Origin of the sequence: Pseudomonas turukhanskensis, assembly GCF_027922365.1 — a bacterium.
Lineage (GTDB): Bacteria > Pseudomonadota > Gammaproteobacteria > Pseudomonadales > Pseudomonadaceae > Aquipseudomonas > Aquipseudomonas turukhanskensis.
Map to the genome: position 1 here is coordinate 191,730 of NZ_BSFN01000001.1, position 20,360 is coordinate 212,089.

Annotated in this window: 21 protein-coding genes; 11 read left to right on the top strand and 10 right to left on the bottom strand. The window is 60.8% G+C overall.

All coding sequences use genetic code 11. The features are described 5' to 3' along the window. Positions 1–42: 42 nt before the first annotated feature. From PKE98_RS00825 to PKE98_RS00845, 5 genes are all read right to left on the bottom strand, one after another. On the bottom strand, positions 43–2,082 hold the full coding sequence (locus PKE98_RS00825) for a GGDEF domain-containing protein (RefSeq protein ID WP_271193326.1): 2,040 nt from the start codon (positions 2,080–2,082) through the stop codon (positions 43–45). Continuing rightward, positions 2,079–2,957, bottom strand: coding sequence for an endonuclease/exonuclease/phosphatase family protein (locus PKE98_RS00830; protein WP_271193327.1), 879 nt, complete (start codon positions 2,955–2,957; stop codon positions 2,079–2,081). The genes PKE98_RS00825 and PKE98_RS00830 overlap by 4 nt, the downstream gene beginning before the upstream one ends. Positions 2,958–2,963: 6 nt before the next feature. Then, on the bottom strand, positions 2,964–3,602 hold the full coding sequence (locus PKE98_RS00835; RefSeq protein ID WP_271193328.1) for a thiol:disulfide interchange protein DsbA/DsbL: 639 nt from the start codon (positions 3,600–3,602) through the stop codon (positions 2,964–2,966). A gap of 173 nt (positions 3,603–3,775) precedes the next feature. Then, entirely contained in the window at positions 3,776–4,381 is a 606-nt protein-coding gene (locus PKE98_RS00840) for a c-type cytochrome (RefSeq protein WP_271193329.1), read from the bottom strand. 44 nt (positions 4,382–4,425) lie between these two features. Then, on the bottom strand, positions 4,426–4,716 hold the full coding sequence (locus PKE98_RS00845; protein ID WP_271193330.1) for a c-type cytochrome: 291 nt from the start codon (positions 4,714–4,716) through the stop codon (positions 4,426–4,428). 191 nt (positions 4,717–4,907) lie between these two features. Here PKE98_RS00845 and yihA point away from each other — a divergent pair, with 191 nt between their 5' ends. Then, positions 4,908–5,543, top strand: a complete 636-nt coding sequence (gene yihA, locus PKE98_RS00850) for a ribosome biogenesis GTP-binding protein YihA/YsxC (protein ID WP_271193331.1) — start codon at positions 4,908–4,910, stop codon at positions 5,541–5,543. A gap of 282 nt (positions 5,544–5,825) precedes the next feature. On the opposite strand, the gene polA is transcribed toward yihA, so the two are convergent. Next, a complete protein-coding gene (gene polA / locus PKE98_RS00855; protein WP_271193332.1) occupies positions 5,826–8,648 on the bottom strand; it encodes a DNA polymerase I in 2,823 nt (940 codons plus the stop codon). Positions 8,649–8,843: 195 nt separating this feature from the next. Here polA and PKE98_RS00860 point away from each other — a divergent pair, with 195 nt between their 5' ends. Next, positions 8,844–9,131: a DUF2782 domain-containing protein gene (locus PKE98_RS00860; RefSeq protein WP_271193333.1), complete on the top strand. Its 288-nt coding sequence runs from the start codon at positions 8,844–8,846 to the stop codon at positions 9,129–9,131. A gap of 60 nt (positions 9,132–9,191) precedes the next feature. After that, complete coding sequence (locus PKE98_RS00865) at positions 9,192–10,142, top strand: homoserine kinase (protein WP_271193334.1); 951 nt, start codon at positions 9,192–9,194, stop codon at positions 10,140–10,142. Positions 10,143–10,145: 3 nt separating this feature from the next. On the opposite strand, the gene PKE98_RS00870 is transcribed toward PKE98_RS00865, so the two are convergent. Continuing rightward, positions 10,146–11,048 (bottom strand): zinc ABC transporter substrate-binding protein, encoded by a 903-nt coding sequence (locus PKE98_RS00870; protein WP_271193335.1) that lies wholly within the window; start codon positions 11,046–11,048, stop codon positions 10,146–10,148. Between the two features lie 64 nt (positions 11,049–11,112). Between PKE98_RS00870 and PKE98_RS00875 the strand changes: the two genes are divergently transcribed. From PKE98_RS00875 to PKE98_RS00905, 7 genes are all read left to right on the top strand, one after another. Next, complete coding sequence (locus PKE98_RS00875) at positions 11,113–11,598, top strand: Fur family transcriptional regulator (protein WP_271193336.1); 486 nt, start codon at positions 11,113–11,115, stop codon at positions 11,596–11,598. Continuing rightward, positions 11,595–12,407, top strand: coding sequence for a zinc ABC transporter ATP-binding protein ZnuC (znuC, locus tag PKE98_RS00880; RefSeq protein ID WP_271193337.1), 813 nt, complete (start codon positions 11,595–11,597; stop codon positions 12,405–12,407). The genes PKE98_RS00875 and znuC overlap by 4 nt, the downstream gene beginning before the upstream one ends. Further along, positions 12,400–13,188, top strand: coding sequence for a zinc ABC transporter permease subunit ZnuB (znuB, locus tag PKE98_RS00885; RefSeq protein WP_271193338.1), 789 nt, complete (start codon positions 12,400–12,402; stop codon positions 13,186–13,188). The genes znuC and znuB overlap by 8 nt, the downstream gene beginning before the upstream one ends. 81 nt (positions 13,189–13,269) lie before the next feature. Continuing rightward, on the top strand, positions 13,270–14,133 hold the full coding sequence (locus tag PKE98_RS00890; RefSeq protein WP_271193339.1) for a PA5502 family lipoprotein: 864 nt from the start codon (positions 13,270–13,272) through the stop codon (positions 14,131–14,133). A 201-nt stretch (positions 14,134–14,334) separates the two neighbouring features. After that, positions 14,335–15,342, top strand: a complete 1,008-nt coding sequence (locus PKE98_RS00895) for a methionine ABC transporter ATP-binding protein (protein ID WP_271193340.1) — start codon at positions 14,335–14,337, stop codon at positions 15,340–15,342. After that, positions 15,342–16,007: a methionine ABC transporter permease gene (locus tag PKE98_RS00900; RefSeq protein ID WP_271193341.1), complete on the top strand. Its 666-nt coding sequence runs from the start codon at positions 15,342–15,344 to the stop codon at positions 16,005–16,007. Before PKE98_RS00895 ends, PKE98_RS00900 begins: the two co-directional genes overlap by 1 nt. A gap of 86 nt (positions 16,008–16,093) precedes the next feature. Further along, positions 16,094–16,864 (top strand): MetQ/NlpA family ABC transporter substrate-binding protein, encoded by a 771-nt coding sequence (locus PKE98_RS00905; RefSeq protein WP_271193342.1) that lies wholly within the window; start codon positions 16,094–16,096, stop codon positions 16,862–16,864. Positions 16,865–17,185: 321 nt separating this feature from the next. Here the strand turns inward: PKE98_RS00905 and rpmG are convergent, their stop codons facing one another. Together rpmG and rpmB are read right to left on the bottom strand one after the other, a co-directional pair. Beyond that, positions 17,186–17,341 carry a 50S ribosomal protein L33 gene (gene rpmG, locus PKE98_RS00910; protein ID WP_108095062.1) on the bottom strand — a complete coding sequence of 52 codons (156 nt, stop codon included), beginning with the start codon at positions 17,339–17,341 and terminating at the stop codon, positions 17,186–17,188. An 11-nt stretch (positions 17,342–17,352) separates the two neighbouring features. Continuing rightward, positions 17,353–17,589, bottom strand: a complete 237-nt coding sequence (rpmB, locus tag PKE98_RS00915) for a 50S ribosomal protein L28 (RefSeq protein ID WP_084303647.1) — start codon at positions 17,587–17,589, stop codon at positions 17,353–17,355. A gap of 380 nt (positions 17,590–17,969) precedes the next feature. Between rpmB and PKE98_RS00920 the strand changes: the two genes are divergently transcribed. Continuing rightward, entirely contained in the window at positions 17,970–19,556 is a 1,587-nt protein-coding gene (locus PKE98_RS00920) for an ABC transporter substrate-binding protein (protein ID WP_271193343.1), read from the top strand. A 48-nt stretch (positions 19,557–19,604) separates the two neighbouring features. On the opposite strand, the gene radC is transcribed toward PKE98_RS00920, so the two are convergent. Further along, complete coding sequence (gene radC / locus PKE98_RS00925; RefSeq protein WP_271193344.1) at positions 19,605–20,279, bottom strand: RadC family protein; 675 nt, start codon at positions 20,277–20,279, stop codon at positions 19,605–19,607. Positions 20,280–20,360: the final 81 nt, after the last annotated feature.

A 20,360-nucleotide genomic window follows, 5' to 3' on the forward strand; every position in this document is an offset into this window, starting at 1 on the left:
AGTTGGGTGAATCGGCGGATACCGCTGGTGGCGGTATCCGCCCTACACGTCAAGGCTTGCGATTTCCACGTTATTGCGCCCGCCACGCTTGGCGCGGTACAGCGCCTGGTCGGCACGCTCGAACACCTCGTCGCCTTTCTCGCCAGCGGCAAACGCCGTAAGCCCGCCAGAGATGGTGATAGTCACCCGCTCGCCTTTGAAGTGGAACGGGCACGCCTCAATGGCGGCGCGCAGGGTTTCCAGCAATTGCTGGCCTCCGGCCAGCGGCGTGGCGGGAATGAGCAGCACAAACTCTTCCCCGCCAAAGCGCGCCATAAAGTCGGTTTTGCGCAGGCGGTTGTTCAGCTCACCGGCGATGATCTTCAGCACCTTGTCGCCCGCCAGGTGGCCGTAGTTGTCGTTGATGCGCTTGAAGTGGTCGATGTCCACCACCGCCAGGAGCAAGTCGCCGCCGTAGCGCTGCCAGCGCGCGACTTCCAATTCCAGGCGCTCGGCCCAGGCGGCGCGGTTGGGCAGGCCAGTGAGCGGGTCGGTGAGGGCTTTTTGCCGCTGCTCTTCCAGGTGATCGCGGAAGCCCTTGGCTTCCTGCTCCATGCTCGCCACACGCTCCACCAGGGTTTGCAGGCGTCCGGCCACTTCCTGGTCGCGCTCGTCGCGCTGGGACTGGTACTGGGACATGGTGCTGAGCAAGCCGTCCAGACGGTTTTCCACCAGATGTTTGAGGCTGCTGAGGTCGGTGGCTTCCTGCACGCTGCTGTGCAGACCATCCACTTGTTGGCGCAGTTCGGTATCGAGCTCGCGGGCCGCGGCCATCGATTCGCTGTAGCCCTGGTGGGCATCCTGCAGGCCGCCCTGAAAGGTGGCCAGGCGCTGGTTGAGTTGCGCCAGATAGCCTTCGAATTCGCGTTGGCCAAGGTCGGCGACGGCCAGCATCAGTACAGCGAAATCATCAAGTACAGGCACCAGCTCGTAAAGGTTCAGCCCGGCCTGTATACGCCCACGCAAGGACTCGGCCTGGGGCTTGTGGTGCTCGGGCACCGGCAGGTCGTCGAGCAACCCTAGCAAGGTGGCTTCGACATGGGCGGCAACAGCGCTGTAGCCGGCCTCTGGCGCAGGTGGAATAGCGAACTCGGGGTCGGCCAGTTCTTGCTCGACTGTAGCGTGAATGGCGGCCGAAACCGTCGCGCCTTCGGTCAGCAACGAGGCCGACAGCGGCAGGCTATCCAGAGTAGAGAGCGATGAAGCGCGCGACACGGCGCGGGTAGCGGCCAGGGCTTCGTTGATGGCGACGGTGGCGGCTTCACTGCCCGTGGCCGGCGCCGTAGCCTGCACGGTAACGGGCTCGACAACGGCTGCGGGCACAGGCACCGGCGCTGCCGCCGGTGCCGGTGCCGGTGCCGGTGCCAGGGTCACGGCTGCGGCGGCAGGTTCAGCGACAGGGGTGGGCGTAACGATTGGGGTGGGCGCGGGCGCTGCCGCTACGACCGGGGCCGCCTGCGGAGCCGGCGGGGCGACAGGAGCCGCGGGCGCCGGCGTATCGTCTGCTTCCTCGGCACCGCCATCGCGGCCACCGAACAGGCGTTGCAGCAAACCGGGGCGCGCCGATTCCGGGGCCTCCAGCACGTCCAAGGCCTGACGTTGCAGACTGCTGAGTTCGGCCAGCAGGGCCGGCAATTCACGCACCTGACTGGCGCGGTTTTCTACTTGCTTGGTGAATTTCTTCAGCGGCTTGCGCACTTCGCTGGGCAGATCGAGCTTCAGCAACTGGTTAACCAGACCGCCGAGTGCGCCGGTAACTTGCGTGGCGCGTTCCACCCGGCGTTGCTCGGAATCGAGCACGGCTTTTTCCAGGCGAGGAATCAGGGCAGAAAGGCCGGCGTCCATGTCGTCCCGCCGCACGATCTCGCGCAGTTCGTGCATGCACTGGTCAACGGCCTTGTCGGTACCTTCGGCCGCCAGCGAGCTGCGCACCAGGCCGCGACGCAGCAGATCGAGACGGTTATCCCAACGACGTTCGAGTTTTTCCTGGTCTTCCAGACTGCTCAGGTACTTCTCTTTCCAACGCTGCGCGTCGTCACTCATGTCGGTATTTCCGCGAGGGAAGTATTGGGTCTATCCAGATCACTGCACAGGCTATCGGGTAGCCGAATCTCCACCGCCACAGGCAGGTGATCGGAAATCGGTTGGGCCAGCACGCGCACAGCTTCCAGGGTCAAACTCGGGCTCAACAGAATATGGTCCAGGCAGCGCTGCGGGCGCCAGCTGGGGAAGGTCGCTTCTACCTGAGGGGCCAGCAGACCCAAATCGCGTAAGGGCGAGTTAAGCAGTAAATCAGACGCGTGGGTGTTCATGTCGCCCATCAGCACCTGATGGCGATAATCGCCAATCAGATCACGAATATAGGCCAGTTGCCGGACGCGGGTTTTGGCCCCCAGCGACAAATGCATCATCACCACCGCGAGCGCATCGTCGCCCTCGCCGAAGCGCACAAGAATGGCGCCACGACCGGGTGGGCCGGGCAGCGGATGATCTTCGATAACGGTGGGTTGCAAGCGGCTGAGCACGCCATTGCTGTGCTGGGCCAGACGCCCCAGGTTGCGGTTGAGCTGCTGATACCAGTAAGGAAATGCGCCCAATTGCGCCAGGTGTTCCACCTGGTTGATATAGCCCGAACGCAGGCTGCCGCCGTCCGCTTCCTGCAGGGCTACCAGGTCGTAGTCACCGAGCAGCGCGCCGATACGCTGCAGGTTGCTGGAGCGCCCCACGTGCGGCAGCAGGTGCTGCCAGCCGCGAGTGAGGTAGTGACGGTAGCTCTCGGTGCTATTGCCGACCTGGATATTGAAACTGAGCAGACGTAAACGCCCGTCTGCCGGCAGACCGCTGGTGTCGCCACACGCCGGGTTGACCCGCGCATCGCGCGGACCGGCAATTCGTGGCGCACCCCAGCGACGGAGCATGGCGGCTTACTTCGCTGCGCGTTCTTTGGCGATCAGTTGATCAGCCACTTGCAGGGCTTGCTCAGGGCCACCGGCCGAGCCGATATCGAAGCGGTATTTGCCGTTGACGATCATGGTCGGTACGCCGCTGATCTGGTAGGCCATGGCCAGCTTCTTGTCTTTCTCGACCTGGCTCTTCACGCCGAAGGAGTTGTAAGCCTTGAGGAACTCGTCTTTGTCGATGCCCTGGGTGGCGAGGAACTCGGCCATTTCGTCAGGCTTGGCCAGTTTCTTACCTTGATTCTGAATAGCGTCGAAAATCGAGGCGTGAACTTTTTCTTCTACGCCCATGGACTCCAGGGTTACGAAGAGCTGGCCGTGGGCATCCCACACGCCGCCGAACATGGCGGGAATGCGGATGAAGTGCACGTCAGCCGGCAGCTTCTTGACCCATGGGTTGATGGTGGGTTCGAAGTGGTAGCAGTGCGGGCAGCCGTACCAGAACAGCTCGACGACTTCAATTTTGCCAGGCTTGGAAACCGGAACAGGGCTGGAGAGCTCCACGTATTGTTTACCGGCTTCGATAGGCTCCGCTGCAGTAGCGGTAGCAGTCATGCCGATCAAACTCGCGGTAGCGAGGACAGCACTGAAAATCAGGTTACGCATGCGTGACTCCTTGGCGGATAAAACTCGCCCGATAGCGAGCTGGATTTCGACCGATTGCCCGACGGCGGGTTCCCGGCTGAGCGGCCAACATTGTAACGGGGGCCCCAACGAAAAAGGGTGGCTTTCGCCACCCTTTCTTCACGCTAATGCGTACGGATATTACCGTCGCGCGATTAGTGCAGACCCTGGATGTAGCTGGATACCGCAGCGATATCCTTGTTGCTCAGCTTAGCTGCAATGCCGCGCATGATCATGCTGTCACCATCATTGGTGCGATCGCCTTCGCGGAAGTTGGTCAGCTGCTTGGCCACATACGTGGCGTGTTGACCACCCAGATGCGGGAAGCCGGCGGCAGCGTTACCCGAGCCGTCTGGCGAGTGGCAGCCGGTGCACGCTGGCATGCCGGTTTCCAGGTTGCCGCCGCGGAAGATGTCCTGGCCACGGGCTACGAGTTTCGGATCGGCTGCGCCTACACCCATTTTCTGGCTGGAGAAGTAGGCGGCGATGTCTGCCAGGTCCTGATCGCTCAGGTTGGTCAGCAGGCCAGTCATTTCCAGCACGGTGCGGTTGCCGGCCTTGATGTCATGCAATTGCTTGAGCAGGTAGCGCTCGCCTTGACCAGCCAGTTTCGGGAAGTTCGGCGCAGGGCTGTTGCCGTCGGCACCGTGGCAAGCGCCACATACAGCTGCTTTGCCTTGACCTGCAGCGGCGTCGCCTGCGGCATGAGCCATACCGGAGATGCCCAGGGTCAACAGCAGACTCACGAGTACTTTGTTCATCAGCTAATCCAATTACGGCTAAAGGGAGAGAATCAACGCGTCGCTTACTTGCTCATCCACTGGATGATGGCTTGGAAGTCTTCAGCGCTACAGTCGGTGCACAAGCCGCGAGGCGGCATGGCGTTATATCCATCGGTCACATGCTGCACCAACTTGTCCATGCCTTGGGCCAACCGCGGGGTCCAGGCAGCCGTGTCGCCTTTTTTAGGCGCCATCGGCAGTTGTCCATTATGGCAGGCTCCACAGGAACGGTTGAATACCGCTTCCGGGTCCTGGGCTGCATGAGCCATCGAGGACAACAACAGGGTAGTGGCTGCAAGCAGCAACAACTTCATCAGATCAACCTCATCAGTGAGGAAAGTCCCGCGTTCTAATGCGCGAAATCAGAAAATCCTTATAGCAATCCTTGCCCTTCTACCGGACAAAGCGCACACAAAATCTGCGGCATTATATACTGGCCTCACTGAAACGGAAGCGACACCGCACGCCGGGCCACTTGCTGGCACTCCCCTCACCGGAAAATTCGATGCAATTCAAGAACCCCATCATCGGTCTGTGCCAACAGGCTGCCTTTATGATCAGCGCCGCAAAAGTGGACCAATGCCCAGACGATCAGGGCTTTGAAGTCGCCTTCGCCGGGCGTTCCAACGCCGGCAAATCCAGCGCGTTGAACACATTGACCCACGCCAGCCTGGCCCGTACCTCTAAGACGCCGGGACGCACCCAACTGCTGAACTTCTTCCGTCTGGACGAAGAGCGCCGCCTGGTCGACCTGCCAGGTTACGGCTACGCCAAGGTGCCGATCCCGCTGAAGTTGCACTGGCAACGCCACCTGGAAGCGTACCTCGGCAGCCGCGAAAGCCTGAAGGGTTTGATGCTGATGATGGACATTCGCCACCCGCTCACGGAGTTTGACCGGCTGATGCTCGATTGGTCTGCAGCCAGCGAAATGCCTATGCATATCCTCCTGACCAAGGCGGACAAACTGGCCTACGGCGCCGCCAAAAATGCTTTGCTCAAAGTGCAGACCGACCTGCGCAAAGGCTGGGGCGACGGGGTAACAATCCAATTGTTCTCGGCGCCAAAGCGTATGGGCGTCGAAGAGGCGCAAGCCGTGCTGGCGCGCTGGATGGAGCTGGAAGACACAGTGCCTGCCGAGTAAATCGCAGGCAAAAAAAACCCCGAGCTTCGTATGGGGAGGGAGAGGCTCGGGGTTTAAGGGTCTGAACCGCTAGGGCGGGGCTCAGATATCTGCCAACACTTAACACAACATAGGAGCACCGAAGGGCTTCATCAGCCATTCAGTAACTCTGACCGCCCCCATTTACCGAAAGTTCACCACGGGCTTAAAACCCGTTAGCAATAAAAACTCTTCTCTTCATTCCAATAGCTTCCTAACGAACTGCCTTTTGTGCGGCGTTATGCCGCAGCAAAAAAGCCGTTGTCAGTGAGCTTCATCCCAGTTGGCGCCAATGCCGACTTCAACCAGCAGAGGCACGTCCAGTTCGGCCGCTGCACTCATCTGCCGACGAATTTCTGCGCTGACGGTTTCCAGAAGGTCCTCGCGCACTTCCAGTACCAGTTCGTCGTGCACTTGCAGGATGACTTTGGCGTCCAAGCCCGACTCACTGAGCCAGCTATCCACTTTCACCATCGCGCGCTTGATGATGTCCGCCGCCGTGCCCTGCATTGGCGCGTTGATCGCGGTGCGTTCGGCGCCTTTGCGCAGGCCGGCGTTTTTCGAGTGAATGTCCGGCAGGTAGAGGCGACGGCCAAACAGGGTTTCGACATAGCCCTGCTCGCTGGCCTGCTCGCGAGTGCGTTCCATATACGCCAGTACGCCTGGGTACCGGGCGAAGTAGCGGTCGATATACGCCTGCGATTCCTTGCGGTCCACGCCGATCTGCTTGGCCAGTCCAAATGCGCTCATGCCATAAATCAGGCCGAAGTTGATGGCCTTGGCTTTGCGGCGCATATCGGTGGTGACCTGCTCCAGCTCGACGCTAAACACCTCGGCAGCGGTCGCCCGGTGCACGTCGAGATCATTGCGGAAAGCGTGCAGCAGCCCTTCGTCCTGCGCCAGGTGAGCCATGATGCGCAGCTCGATCTGCGAGTAGTCCGCCGCCAGTAACTTGTAGCCTGGCGGTGCAATAAACGCCTGACGAATACGCCGACCTTCGGCGGTCCGAATCGGAATGTTCTGCAGGTTCGGATCGGTGGAAGACAAGCGCCCGGTGGCCGTCACCGCCTGGTGATACGAAGTATGGATGCGCCCGGTGCGCGGGTTGATCTGCTCCGGCAGGCGGTCGGTGTAGGTGCTTTTCAGCTTGCTCATGGAGCGGTACTGCATCAGCACCTTGGGCAGCGGAAAATCCTGCTCGGCCAGTTCCGCCAGCACGGCTTCGGCGGTGGACGCCTGGCCTTTGGCGGTTTTGCTGAGCACCGGCATGCCGAGCTTTTCATAGAGAATCACGCCCAGTTGTTTGGGCGAGCTAAGGTTGAATTCTTCACCGGCGATGGCAAACGCCTCTCGCTCGAGCTGGACCATTTTCTCGCCCAGTTCATTGCTCTGCAGGCCCAACAGGTTGGCATCCACCAGCGCACCATTGCGTTCAATGCGAGCCAATACAGGCACCAGCGGCATTTCAATCTCGGTCACCACCTTGGCCAGGCTGGGCACGGCTTGCAGCTTGGGCCACAGCGTCTGGTGCAGGCGCAGGGTGATATCGGCGTCTTCGGCCGCGTACGGGCCGGCCTGCTCCAGCGCAATCTGGTCAAAGGTCAGTTGCTTGGCGCCTTTGCCGGCGATGTCTTCGAAGGCAATGGTGGTGTGTTCGAGGTACTTGAGCGCCAGAGCGTCCATGTTGTGGCGGGTGGCCACGGAGTCGAACACATAGGATTCCAGCATGCTGTCGTACGCCAGGCCGCGCACCTCGATGCCATGTTGCGGGTCACCGCCAATGGCGCAGTTGGCGAGAATATTGATGTCGTACTTGGCGTGCTGGCCGACCTTGGCCTTGTTGGCGTCTTCAAAAATCGGCTTGAGCGCCAGCAGCACCGTGTCGCGATCAAGCTGCGCTGGCACACCCATATAGGAGTGGGTCAGCGGAATATAGGCCGCTTCATTGGCTTGCACCGCCAGCGAGATGCCCACCAGTTGCGACTGCTGGGCGTCCAGACCGGTGGTTTCGGTGTCGAAGGCAAACAGTTCGGCCTTGTGCAGTTTTTCCAGCCACGCGGCAAAACGGTCGGCATCTAGCACAGTTTCGTAGTGGACCTCAGAGGCCGGGACCGGCGCGGGTTCTTCCAGGCGCCCATCTGCTGCAACCGGGGCGGCCGGCTCGTCGAACAAACCGCCGGAACGAATGGCAGCAATATTGGCCGCCTTGGTATCGCGCGCCAGCTCATCCAGGCCGGTCTTGAATTCCAGCAGCGCATACAGCTCGGCCAGCGCCGCGCGGTCCTGCTCGCCGGGGTGCAAGCTCTCGATCTCGATATTTAACGGCACATCCAGTTTGATGGTTGCCAACTGGTAGGAGAGAAAGGCCATGTCCTTGTGTTCCAGCAACTTCGCCGGCAGCGCCTTGGCGCCGCGAATCGGCAGCTCAGGCACTTTATCGAGGTTGGCGTAGAGCACGTCCAGCCCGCCGCCCACGCCCACCAACAGCCCTACGGCGGTCTTTTCGCCGACACCGGGCACACCGGGAATGTTGTCGACCTTGTCGCCCATCAACGCCAGGTAGTCGATGATCAGCTCAGGACCGACACCAAATTTCTCCTTAACGCCATCGATGTCGTAAACGCTTCCGGACATGGTGTTGACCAGCGTAACGTGCGGGCAGACCAGTTGGGCCATGTCCTTGTCGCCGGTGGAAATCACCACGTCGCGGCCAGCGGCAGCGCACTGCCGGGCCAGGGTGCCGATCACGTCATCAGCCTCGACGCCCTCCACGCACAGCAAGGGGTAACCCAGAGCGCGCACGCTGGCGTGCAACGGCTCGATCTGGACGCGCAGTTCATCGGGCATCGAGGGGCGATTGGCCTTGTAGTCGGCGAACAGCTCGTCGCGAAAGGTGCCGCCCTTGGCGTCGAACACTACCGCGAAGGGGCTTTGCGGGTATTGCTTGCGTAGGCTTTTAAGCATGTTCAACACGCCCTTCACCGCACCGGTCGGCATACCTTTGGAGGTGGTCAAAGGCGGCAGGGCGTGGAAAGCGCGGTAGAGGTAGGACGAGCCGTCCACCAGGACGAGAGGAGTCTGAGACATGCGCGGAATAACCTATTAGACGGGCCGTGGTGTACGGACAGCGGAAAAATGTAGCGAGCAACGGTGGTTCGGCGCAACGACTGCCTGTGTATATAGCGCTGCTTCCCGGGCGCACGCGCCGTAATGCCGCGCCAGTAGTTTCATGGCAGCCTGTTAGAATGACCGCACCGTTGACGACAAAGGGACAAGGTTACCATGCGCACACTTTCAAGCTTATTGCTCGCCGGCTTGCTCGCCGCTGGCGCAGTAAATGCCTTTGCCGAGGATGAACCCGTCACGGGCGACCCTGACGTAACCATTCGCCAGGACGGCGACAAGATGATTCAGGAATACCGCCAGAACGGTTTTCTGTATGCCATTAAAATCACGCCGAAAAACGGCAAACCGTACTTTCTGGTGCGTGCCGACGGCAGCGATGGCAACTTCATTCGTTCCGACAATCCAGACATGCTGATTCCCGCGTGGGAAATCTTCAAATGGTAAGCGGCGCTTAATCAAACGCCGCTTGATCGCGGCCCTATTCAGGTAGTTGGCAGGTTTCCGATGTCGGTATTTACCCCCCTTACCCGGCCCGAGCTGGAAGTGTTTCTTGCGCCCTATGGGCTTGGCCGTCTGCGGGATTTCCAGGGCATCAGTGCCGGCAGCGAAAACAGCAACTTCTTCGTGAGCCTGGAGCAGGGCGAGTTCGTGCTGACCCTGGTGGAGCGCGGGCCTGTGCAGGACCTGCCGTTTTTTATCGAACTGCTGGACGTGCTGCACGACGCCGGCCTGCCGGTACCATACGCCTTGCGCACTACAGAGGGCGAAGCGCTGCGCAGCCTGGCGGGCAAACCGGCGCTGCTGCAACCGCGCCTTGCCGGCAAGCATGTAAGCCAGGCCAATGCCCACCATTGCCAGGAAGTCGGCAAACTACTCGGGCAATTGCACGGCGCTACGCGCAGCCACGTGCTGGAGCGCAAAACCGACCGCGGGCTGGACTGGATGCTCAGTGAAGGCGCGCAGTTGCTCAGCAACCTGGCGCCCGCCAACCAGCCGCTGCTCAGTGATGCGCTGGCGGAAATCCAAACCCACCATGCGGCCATCCTGGCGCTCCCACGGGCCAACCTGCACGCAGACCTGTTCCGCGACAACGCCCTGTTCGACGGCCCGCACCTGGCCGGCCTCATCGACTTCTACAACGCCTGCTCGGGGCCGATGCTGTATGACGTGGCCATTGCGCTAAATGACTGGTGCTCCACCGAAGACGGCGCGCTCGATGCCCCACGCGCTCGCGCCTTGCTCGGCGCCTATGCCGCCTTGCGACCCTTTACCCCGAGCGAAGCTGAACTGTGGCCCGTGATGCTGCGGGTGGCTTGCGTACGCTTCTGGATTTCGCGACTGATCGCTGCCGAGTCTTTTGCCGGCCAGGATGTACTTATCCACAACCCGGATGAGTTCCAGCGCCGCCTCGCCCAGCGCCAGCAGGTGCATCTGCCGCTGCCGTTCGCGCTCTAACGGTCAGAGCGCTTCGAGGCAACCGACCAGCTCATTGCCCAGGGTTTCCAGCAACTGCTCGTAGCCCTGAGCATTGACCGCAATCTCTTTGCCGCCCAATGCATCCAACTCCGCCAAACGTACCGGTAACCCTTCGCTCAGCGTACTGATCAGCCGCGGCCGCAAAGGCGGTTCGCTGAACACACAGGTCGGCCCTGCCTGCTGCAAACGCTCGCGCATCGCCGCCACATGCTGGGCGCCGGGCTGCACTTCGCTGGCAATGCTGAATACGCCCGCATGTTGCAAACCGTAGGCGGACTCAAAGTAGTCAAACGCTTCGTGGAAGACGAAATAGGGTTTGCCGGCAACTCCGGCAACGCGCGTTTTGAGGCGTTGGTCCAGCGCTGTTAACCGTTCGCTGAATGCCATGAGGTTAGCCTGATAACGCGCGGCGTTAGTCGGGTCGGCAGCGGCCAGATCAACCGCCATACGTTCGGCAATCACCCGGGCGTTGGCAGGCAACAGCCACAGGTGCGCATCCAGGCTGCCGGGCTGGTGGTCGTGGTCATGCTCGTCGCCGTCGGCATGCGCCTCGCCTTCACCGAAATGGCGCAAGGTCAGGCCTGGCAAGGTCTGCACGGCAACCGTCGGCAAGCTGCGGCTTTTCAACACGCGCGGCAGAAAGCTCTCCATATCCGGCCCGATCCAGTACAGCAAATCGACCTCGGTCACACGGCGTACATCCGAGGGGCGCAACGCATAGTTATGCGGCGAAGCGCCCGGCGGCAGCAGCACCTCCGGCATGCCAACCCCGTCTTGCACTGCAGCGGCAATCAGTTGCAGTGGCTTGATGCTGGTAAGAACGCGCACATCGGCCTGAGCAGATGCGCAAAAAAACAGCAGAAAGATCACAATCAAACGCGACACGGCAACACACTCGGCGGCAAAAGGGTTATAGAATAACGTCTCTTTCACCAGCCGTCGCCGCCCAATGATCTTTACACCTCTGGCCTCCCGTCCCCACGACCATTCCCACTGCGTGCACAACGCGCTCTCCGAAGCCGACGCCATCTGCGAGCGCGCCGGGCTGCGCCTGACGGCCTTGCGCCGCCGGGTGCTGGAGCTGGTGTGGCAGAGCCACAAGCCGCTGGGCGCCTACGACATTCTCGGTGTGCTGACCGAACAGGACGGCCGCAGGGCTGCGCCGCCGACGGTTTATCGCGCGCTGGATTTCCTTCTGGAAAACGGCCTGGTGCACCGCATTGCCTCGCTTAATGCCTTTGTCGGCTGTAATCATCCGGCACATGCGCACCAGGGCCAGTTCCTGATTTGCCGCAATTGCAACGCAGCCATCGAACTCTCCAACGACAGCATCAGCCAGGCCATTGTGGCCGGCGCTGGCGACGTCGGCTTCACCGTGGAAAGCCAGACCGTGGAAGTGGTAGGCGTTTGCTCCGGCTGCCAGAAAACCCCATGAGTACGGCCCTGATCCGCCTTGAAGGCGTTGGCGTCAGCTTTGCCGGGCAGCAGGTTCTCAGCGAAGTGCAACTGAGCGTGCAGCCTGGCGAAATCGTGACCCTGATCGGCCCTAATGGCGCCGGCAAAACCACCCTGGTACGGGCGGTACTGGGCCTGCTGAAAACCGAAGTCGGCAGTGTGTGGCGCAAACCAAAATTGCGTATCGGTTATATGCCGCAGAAGCTGCATGTGGACGCCACGCTGCCGCTGTCGGTGCTGCGCTTTCTGCGCCTGGTGCCAGGCGTGGATCGCCAATCGGCAATGGCGGCACTGGAAGAAGTCGGCGCCAGCCAGGTGATCGACAGCCCGCTGCAAAGCATCTCCGGCGGCGAGCTGCAGCGCGTGCTGCTGGCGCGCGCGCTGCTGCGCGAACCTGAACTATTGGTGCTGGATGAACCGGTGCAAGGTGTCGATGTGGCCGGCCAGGCCGACCTGTATCGCCTCATCACCCGTCTGCGCGACCGCCATGGCTGCGGCGTGCTGATGGTTTCCCACGATCTGCATCTGGTGATGAGCACCACTGACCAGGTGGTGTGCCTGAATCGCCACGTGTGCTGCTCGGGCCACCCTGAACAAGTCAGCGGCGACCCCGCGTTTGTCGAACTGTTCGGCCAGGACGCACAGGATCTGGCCATCTATCACCACCATCACGACCACGCTCACGACCTGCATGGTGGCGTAGTGGCCGAGGCGCCGAGCGCCGAGGGCCTGCGCATACTCGGCCAGGTGCAGCCGCATGTTCATGGAGACGGCTGCAAGCATGCCTGATTTTCTCGTAAACGCTTTGCTCGCCGGCCTCGCGCTGGCGGTGGTCGCCGGCCCGCTCGGTTCGTTCGTGGTGTGGCGGCGCATGGCCTATTTTGGCGACACCTTGTCCCACGCGGCCCTTCTGGGCGTGGCGCTGGGTTTTCTGCTGGATATCAGCCCGACCGTGGCAGTTACCGTCGGCTGCGTGTTGCTGGCCGTGCTGCTGCTCACCCTGCAACAACGCCAACCGCTGGCCTCCGATACCTTGCTCGGCATTCTGGCGCCGACCACGCTCTCCCTGGGTCTGGTGGTGCTGAGTTTTATGCACGATGTGCGCATCGACCTGATGGGCTACCTGTTTGGCGACCTGCTGGCCGTGAGCACGGGCGACCTGGCCTGGATTCTCGGCGGCAGCGCATTGGTGTTGGTCGCTCTGGCGCTGCTGTGGCGCCCACTCTTGGCGGTGACGGTGCACGAAGAACTGGCCAAGGTTGAAGGCCTGCCGGTAGCCAGCTTGCGCCTGGCGCTGATGCTGCTGATAGCCGTGGTGATTGCGGTGGCGATGAAGATCGTCGGTGTGCTGCTGATCACTTCGCTGCTGATCATTCCAGCCGCCGCCGCCCAGCGTCATTCGCGTACGCCGGAGCAGATGGCTGGCGGTGCCAGCGTGCTGGGCCTGATCGCCGTGTGCGCCGGGCTGGCCATGTCCTGGTTCAAGGACACACCGGCCGGCCCGTCCATTGTGGTGGCCGCCGCCGCCCTGTTTCTCTTGAGCTTTGCCCTGCCCCGCCGCCACGCCTGAGCACGATATGTCGGCGAGGTTTGGTGCGGCTCGCACGGCGGTGTAAACTCGCCGGTTTTGCGCTATCCGAGACTTGCAACGATGAAGCAGTTCGCCTCCCGTTACCTACCCGTTCTGGCGATTTCTCTGCTGTTAGCTGCCTGCCAAAGCGCCGCGCCAAAGGTCGCCAACCTACCGACTGACGACCTGATAACCGCCTTTAGTCAGGTGGAACACAGCATTAACACCGGCCAGCTCAGTACGGCCGAAAGCCAATTGGCCGCTATCGCACCCCGCGCCCAAGGCGACACCCGCGTGGAGCAGTATCAGCGACAATTGGCCGAAGCCTACCTGCAGCAAGGTCAAAGCGCCCTTCAGCAAGGCGACCTCGACACCGCCACCAAAGCGCTGAGCCACGCCCGCAGCCTGATGCCGCAAGCCCCGGCACTCACCAACGGCCTGGACAACTCCATCGCCCAAGCCCGCGCCGCCGAGCTGAACGCTGCCGATCAGGCCCGCGCCCGCGCTGCCGCTCAGACCGCCGCTAAAGAGGCAGCAGAAAAGGCTGAACAGGCGCGCCAACAACGTCTGGCCGCCGAGCGCCAAGGCAAAGCCAATCAGGAAGCTGCAGTTGCCGCTGCACCCGCCGCGCCAGAAGCACCAGCCAAACCCAGCGCCCGCCTCATCAACCCCGGCGCCGCCAGCAGCGCGATTTCTATGCCGATGCTCGACAACCAGGACAACGAACGCCTGCGCAGCCTGCTGGATGCCGTGGCGGTAGATGTCGTGACTTTCGACTGCGATGTGCGCATCGAAGTACGGCAGAACAAGGACTATCCTTGGGTCGCTTCATTGCTGCTGGCTCGGATCAAACGCCTGGACCCCAACTACAGTCCGCGCCTGTCTCAAGCCCTCAAGCTGGAACAGGTTCCGCGCCTGCTGCTGACCCCGCAAGTCAAGGGCTAAGCCACGTTGACTCCTGGCCTGCATCGCGCAGGCCAGGCAAGCGCCCCACCGTCTCCTAAACTGTGGCAGCCGCTCTAATTTCTTAGAGCCGAAAGCTATAACCATAGGAATACAAAGATTTTTACGGTCTATAAAGCGCCGGTTAGACTAGCGCTCCTTTATGCCTATCCGGCAGACCGCCAAGCCCAAAAGGTTTAACGAGTGATCGACTTTCACAACGTCCATAAGGCGTATCGCGTCAATGGCCGCGACATCGCAGCCCTGCAACCTTCCGACCTGGCTATTGCTCGCGGCGAAGTGTTTGGCATCATCGGCCATTCCGGCGCCGGCAAAAGCACGCTGCTGCGCTTGATCAACCGCCTGGAAGAGCCTTCCGGCGGGCGCATTGACGTAGACGGCGAAGACGTCACCGCGCTGGACGCCAACGGCCTGCGCCGTTTCCGCCAGCAGGTCGGGATGATTTTTCAGCACTTCAATCTGCTGTCGTCCAAAACCGTTGCCGACAACATTGCCCTGCCGCTAAAGCTGGCGGGTGAGTTGTCGTCCAGCGCCATTGAGCAACGGGTAGCCGAATTGCTCGACCGCGTGGGCCTTAACGATCACGCCAAGAAATATCCCGCACAGCTGTCCGGCGGCCAAAAACAACGCGTCGGCATCGCCCGCGCCCTGGCCACCAAACCCAAGATTCTGCTTTGCGACGAGGCCACCAGTGCCCTCGACCCGCAGACCACCGCCTCGGTGCTCGACCTGCTGGCGCAGATCAACCGAGAATTGAATCTGACGATCGTGCTGATCACCCATGAGATGGACGTGATCCGTCGCGTCTGCGACCGCGTGGCGGTAATGGACGCCGGCGTTATCGTCGAGCATGGCCCGGTCACCGAAGTGTTCCTGCACCCCAAGCACCCGACCACCAAGCGCTTCGTGATGGAAGCCGAGCAGATCGATGAGAACGAACAGCGCGATGCGTTTGCCCATGTCAGTGGGCGCATCGTGCGCCTGACTTTTCAGGGTGAATCTACATACGCTCCGCTGCTGGGCGTGGTCGCGCGTGAAACCGGCGTGGACTACAGCATCCTCGCCGGCCGCATTGCCCATATCAAAGACACACCCTACGGTCAGCTCACCCTGGCCCTCACCGGCGGCGATATCGACGCGGCCCTGGCGCGCTTTGGCGCCAGTGATGTGCACTTGGAGGTGCTGCGCTGATGGAAGCTCTATTCCCCAACGTCGACTGGCTGGAAATCTGGCAAGCAACCCTGGACACCCTGAGCATGCTCGGCGGTTCGATGCTGTTCACCGTTTTGCTCGGCTTGCCCCTGGGCGTACTGCTGTTTCTTACCGGCCCGCGGCAGATGTTCGAACAGAAAGGCCTGTACGCCTTGCTATCGGTGATCGTGAACATCCTGCGCTCGGTGCCTTTCGTGATTCTGCTGATCGTGATGATCCCGCTGACCGTGCTGATTACCGGCACCTCGCTGGGCGTCGCCGGGGCGATTCCGCCTCTGGTGGTCGGCGCTACCCCCTTCTTTGCGCGCCTGGTGGAAACCGCGCTGCGTGAAGTGGACCGCGGCATTATCGAGGCCACCCAAGCCATGGGCGCAACGACACGGCAAATCGTACTCAACGCCCTGCTGCCCGAAGCACTGCCGGGCATTGTGGCGGCGATCACCGTGACTGCGATTACCTTGGTCTCCTACACCGCCATGTCCGGCCTGATTGGCGGCGGCGGCCTCGGCGACCTGGCAGTACGGTATGGCTACCAGCGCTATCAGACGGACGTGATGGTGGTTACCGTCATCCTGCTGCTGGTGCTGGTGCAAGTACTGCAAACCGTCGGCGACAAGCTGGTGGTGCATTTCTCTAGAAAATAGAGAAACGAGAAAATAAACACCGCAACCCACGACCCTAAAAGTGCGGCCACCAGCCGCCAACACTGCATCCCACAAGGAACCTTGAGATGAAAAAACTGATCGCTGCCCTGGCTGCCGTCGCAGCCTTCTCCGCTCACGCGCAAACCATTACCGTTGCGGCTTCGGCCGTGCCGCACGCGGAAATCCTCGAGTTCATCAAGCCAACCCTGGCCAAAGAAGGCGTGGACCTGAAAGTAAAAGTGTTCACCGACTACGTGCAACCGAACGTACAACTGGTTGAGAAGCGACTGGACGCCAACTTCTTCCAACACCAGCCGTACCTCGACGAGTTCAACAAGAACCGCGGTGCCAACCTGGTGACCGTTGTTGGCGTACACGTAGAACCTTTCGGCGCTTACTCGAGCAAATACAAGAAGCTTGATGAGCTGCCACAAGGCGGCACCGTGGCCATCCCGAACGATGCCACCAACGGCGGCCGCTCGCTGCTGCTGCTGGAAAAAGCCGGCCTGATCAAACTGAAAGACAGCCACAACATTCTGACCACCGTCAAAGACATCAGCGAGAACCCCAAAGGTCTGAAATTCCGTGAGCTGGAAGCTGCGACCCTGCCACGTGTACTGACCCAGGTCGACCTGGCGCTGATCAACACCAACTACGCCCTGGAAGCCAAGCTGGACCCTAAAAAGGACGCTCTGGTTATCGAAGGCAGCGACTCGCCTTACGTCAACAACCTGGTAGCGCGCCCGGACAATAAAGACTCCGAGGCCATCCAGAAACTGGCCAACGCCCTGCGCACCCCGGAAGTGAAGAAGTTCATCGAAGACAAATATAAAGGCGCCGTCGTCCCAGCTTTCTAATCGACTTCGGAGCTTCTGGCCGTCGGCCTGGCGGCGTTGCGCCCTCACTTTTAATGCTCACGTACTGCAGTACGCTGCGCTTAAAAGTTGCGGGGCGCCTTGCCAGGCTCTAGCCCAAATGCTCCTAGATCGCTAAAAGCGAAAGCCCGCTCATGAGCGGGCTTTTTTGTGCGCGTGATCTGGCGCTGCCGGACTCCCACAGCTCGAGATAGAGCGTAGGGCGAATATCGCCATCGGCGATATTCGCCGCTTCACAAACGCCGATCGCCAGGCGAAAAAAAACCCCGCTCGAAGGCGGGGTTCTTTTGAAGCTAAAACCAATTACTTGATTTTGGCTTCTTTGTAGATCACGTGCTGACGAACAACTGGATCGAATTTTTTGATTTCGATTTTGTCCGGGGTAGTACGCTTGTTCTTGTCGGTGGTGTAGAAGTGGCCAGTACCGGCGCTCGACACCAAACGGATCAATTCACGCATGATTTAGCTCCTTAAACCTTTTCGCCGCGGCTGCGGATTTCGGCCAGCACGACATCAATGCCACGCTTGTCGATGATACGCATGCCTTTGGCGGTTACGCGCAGACGCACGAAACGTTTTTCCGACTCAACCCAGAAGCGGTGATGCTGCAGGTTTGGCAGGAAACGGCGACGGGTTTTGTTGTTAGCGTGGGAAATGTTATTCCCGGTTACCGGACCCTTACCGGTAACTTGACAGACTCTCGACATACATCAGCCCTCTAAAACCACATGCCCAACCCGGCATGGGTTGGCCGCTTAAACTCAAAGTCATTTGGCGCTCTGCGCCGCGTTTCTTCAGGGTCTTACCGGCCACACCTACAAGCGAAGGAACCGGGCCCCTAGAAAAGAGCGCTGCTTTATACCAGAAAGCCCCCTGAGCAACAAGGATAACTACAGTCTGCTGGCCAAACGGGGGCGAGCATTCTACCCGCAACCGCTTGAATAAGCGCCATTGGTTATACAACCGCTCGTCAGGCCATGCCGATTGTTCTGTCACCGTGGTTGGTCTAGGGTAGACCCCAGCGTTCTTTCCCGACCCGCGGACGGGTCGCCACCTCGCTCTGGCGAGCATTCAAGGAGTTTGCCCCATGCGCCTCGCCGCCTTACCTCTGTTGTTCGTCCCGCTGCTGAGCCCGGCCGTGCAGGCTGCCACGCTCAGCGTGTGCACCGAAGCCAGCCCGGAAGGGTTCGACGTGGTGCAGTACAACACCCTGACCACCACCAACGCCTCGGCCGACGTACTGATGAACCGACTGGTGGAGTTCGATGGTACAAGCGGCAAGCTGGTGCCCAGCCTGGCAGAAAGCTGGACGGTCTCGGCAGATGGCCTGGTGTATGACTTCCAACTGCGCCAAGGCGTGAAGTTTCACAAAACCGACTACTTCACCCCCAGCCGCGAGTTGACTGCCGAAGATGCCCTGTTCAGCTTCCAGCGCATGCTCGATGCCAACAACCCCTGGCACAAGGTGGCCCAGAGTGGCTTCCCCCATGCCCAGTCGATGCAGTTACCCAGCCTGATCAAAAGCGTTGAAGCGCCGGACTCACAGCACCTGCGCTTTACCCTGACCCACCCGGAAGCCACCTTCCTGGCCACCCTGAGCATGGGCTTTGCTTCTATCTATTCAGCCGAATACACCGCGCAGTTGCTCAAAGCCGGCACCCCGGAAAAGCTCAACGCCCAACCGATCGGCACCGGGCCCTTCGTGTTCAAGCGTTTCCAGAAGGATGCTGTGGTGCGCTATGCCGCCAACCCGGATTACTTCGACGGCAAACCAGCTGTAGACGGGCTGATCTACGCCATTACCCCGGACGCCAATGTGCGCCTGCAAAAACTGCGGCGCGGCGAATGCCAGGTCGCCCTCTCGCCAAAACCGATGGATGTAAGCGCCGCCGAGAAAGACGCGGCCCTGAAGGTCGTTTCAACGCCCGCCTTCATGACCGCCTTTGTTGCCTTTAATAGTCAGCACCCGCCACTGGATAAAGCCGAGGTCCGTCAGGCCATCAACCTGGCGTTCGACAAAACCAATTACCTCAAAGCCGTTTTCGAAGGCAGCGCCATCGCTGCCAACGGGCCTTACCCGCCCAATACCTGGAGTTATGCCAAGGACCTGCCCGGCTACGGCCATGATCCTGAGCAAGCCAAAACCTTGCTGGCCAAGGCAGGCCTGAAGGATGGCTTCTCCACCACTCTCTGGACCCGCCCCACCGGGAGCTTGCTGAACCCCAACCCGAGCCTGGGTGCGCAACTGCTGCAAGCAGACCTGGCCAAGATCGGCATTCGCGCGGAAATTCGCGTGATCGAATGGGGCGAATTGGTACGCCGAGCCAAAGCCGGCGAGCACGACATCCTGTTTATGGGCTGGGCCGGCGACAACGGCGATCCCGATAACTTCCTGACCCCGCAGTTCTCCTGCGCAGCCGTGCAATCGGGAACCAACTTTGCCCGCTACTGCGACAAAGGTCTGGACCAGTTGATCAGCGATGGCAAGGGCACCAGCGACGTCAGCAAACGCACCGAGCTATACAAGCAGGCGCAGACACAGATCCAGCAACAGGCGCTCTGGTTGCCGCTCGCTCATCCGACAGCAGTGGCGTTAACGCGAAAAGACGTACAAGGCTATAAGGTGAGCGCATTTGGTCGGCAGGACTTTTCGAAAGTCGCGATCAAGCCCTAAGCCCTGAAAAAGGCGCAGAACATGCTTTTCTGCGCCTGTCACCGCCCCTTAGATCAAACCGCATTCAGCCATCGACAACGGTGCCCCTTCACCAATGATGAAGTGATCCAGCACGCGCACATCAACCAGCGCCAACGCCTCTTTCAGCCGTAGCGTCAGCAGGCGATCGGCCTGGCTGGGCTCAACGACTCCCGAGGGGTGGTTATGGCAGAGAATCAGGGCCGATGCGTTATGCGCCAGCGCCCGCTTAACCACCTGGCGCGGGTACACGTTGGCGCTGTCGACAGTGCCCTCGAACAATGCTTCGAACGCCAGCACCCGGTGCTTGGCGTCGAGAAACAGACAACCAAACACCTCGTGTTTTTCGTGGCGCAATTGCGCCGTGAGGTATTCACGCACGGCTGCCGGGCTTTCCAGCACCGAATCGCGCTCCAGCCCCTCGGCCAGATGCCGGCGCGCCATCTCCAGCACGGCCTGCAATTGCGCGTACTTGGCCGGCCCCAAACCGAGGTGGGCACTGAAGGAAAGCTGGTCCGCCTCCAGCAACCCGCGCAGGCCACCGAACTCATCGAGAAGACGCCGGGCAAGGTCGACGGCGCTCATGCCGGAGACCCCAGTACGCAGAAAAATGGCCAGCAACTGGGCGTCCGTCAGACTGCCCGCTCCCAGCTTCAATAAACGTTCCCGCGGACGATCTTCCGCAGGCCAATTACGAATGCTCATAGAACCCTCCATGTAGAGCGCAGCCCGCTGTTCCGGGGTGGGCGCTGTGCTATCTTAGCCCGACTTTTTTGCGTGCTGGCC

Coding starts and splice junctions, on each gene's coding strand:
- znuB (WP_271193338.1), top strand. CDS start 12,400: ATGCCTGATTTTCTCGTAAACGCTTTGCTCGCCGGCCTCGCGCTGGCG.
- PKE98_RS00830 (WP_271193327.1), bottom strand. CDS start 2,957: ATGCTCCGTCGCTGGGGTGCGCCACGAATTGCCGGTCCGCGCGATGCG.
- PKE98_RS00825 (WP_271193326.1), bottom strand. CDS start 2,082: ATGAGTGACGACGCGCAGCGTTGGAAAGAGAAGTACCTGAGCAGTCTG.
- polA (WP_271193332.1), bottom strand. CDS start 8,648: ATGTCTCAGACTCCTCTCGTCCTGGTGGACGGCTCGTCCTACCTCTAC.
- PKE98_RS00840 (WP_271193329.1), bottom strand. CDS start 4,381: ATGAACAAAGTACTCGTGAGTCTGCTGTTGACCCTGGGCATCTCCGGT.
- PKE98_RS00890 (WP_271193339.1), top strand. CDS start 13,270: ATGAAGCAGTTCGCCTCCCGTTACCTACCCGTTCTGGCGATTTCTCTG.
- PKE98_RS00860 (WP_271193333.1), top strand. CDS start 8,844: ATGCGCACACTTTCAAGCTTATTGCTCGCCGGCTTGCTCGCCGCTGGC.
- PKE98_RS00845 (WP_271193330.1), bottom strand. CDS start 4,716: ATGAAGTTGTTGCTGCTTGCAGCCACTACCCTGTTGTTGTCCTCGATG.
- rpmB (WP_084303647.1), bottom strand. CDS start 17,589: ATGTCGAGAGTCTGTCAAGTTACCGGTAAGGGTCCGGTAACCGGGAAT.
- radC (WP_271193344.1), bottom strand. CDS start 20,279: ATGAGCATTCGTAATTGGCCTGCGGAAGATCGTCCGCGGGAACGTTTA.
- PKE98_RS00920 (WP_271193343.1), top strand. CDS start 17,970: ATGCGCCTCGCCGCCTTACCTCTGTTGTTCGTCCCGCTGCTGAGCCCG.
- PKE98_RS00865 (WP_271193334.1), top strand. CDS start 9,192: ATGTCGGTATTTACCCCCCTTACCCGGCCCGAGCTGGAAGTGTTTCTT.
- PKE98_RS00875 (WP_271193336.1), top strand. CDS start 11,113: ATGATCTTTACACCTCTGGCCTCCCGTCCCCACGACCATTCCCACTGC.
- znuC (WP_271193337.1), top strand. CDS start 11,595: ATGAGTACGGCCCTGATCCGCCTTGAAGGCGTTGGCGTCAGCTTTGCC.
- PKE98_RS00905 (WP_271193342.1), top strand. CDS start 16,094: ATGAAAAAACTGATCGCTGCCCTGGCTGCCGTCGCAGCCTTCTCCGCT.
- yihA (WP_271193331.1), top strand. CDS start 4,908: ATGCAATTCAAGAACCCCATCATCGGTCTGTGCCAACAGGCTGCCTTT.
- PKE98_RS00900 (WP_271193341.1), top strand. CDS start 15,342: ATGGAAGCTCTATTCCCCAACGTCGACTGGCTGGAAATCTGGCAAGCA.
- rpmG (WP_108095062.1), bottom strand. CDS start 17,341: ATGCGTGAATTGATCCGTTTGGTGTCGAGCGCCGGTACTGGCCACTTC.
- PKE98_RS00835 (WP_271193328.1), bottom strand. CDS start 3,602: ATGCGTAACCTGATTTTCAGTGCTGTCCTCGCTACCGCGAGTTTGATC.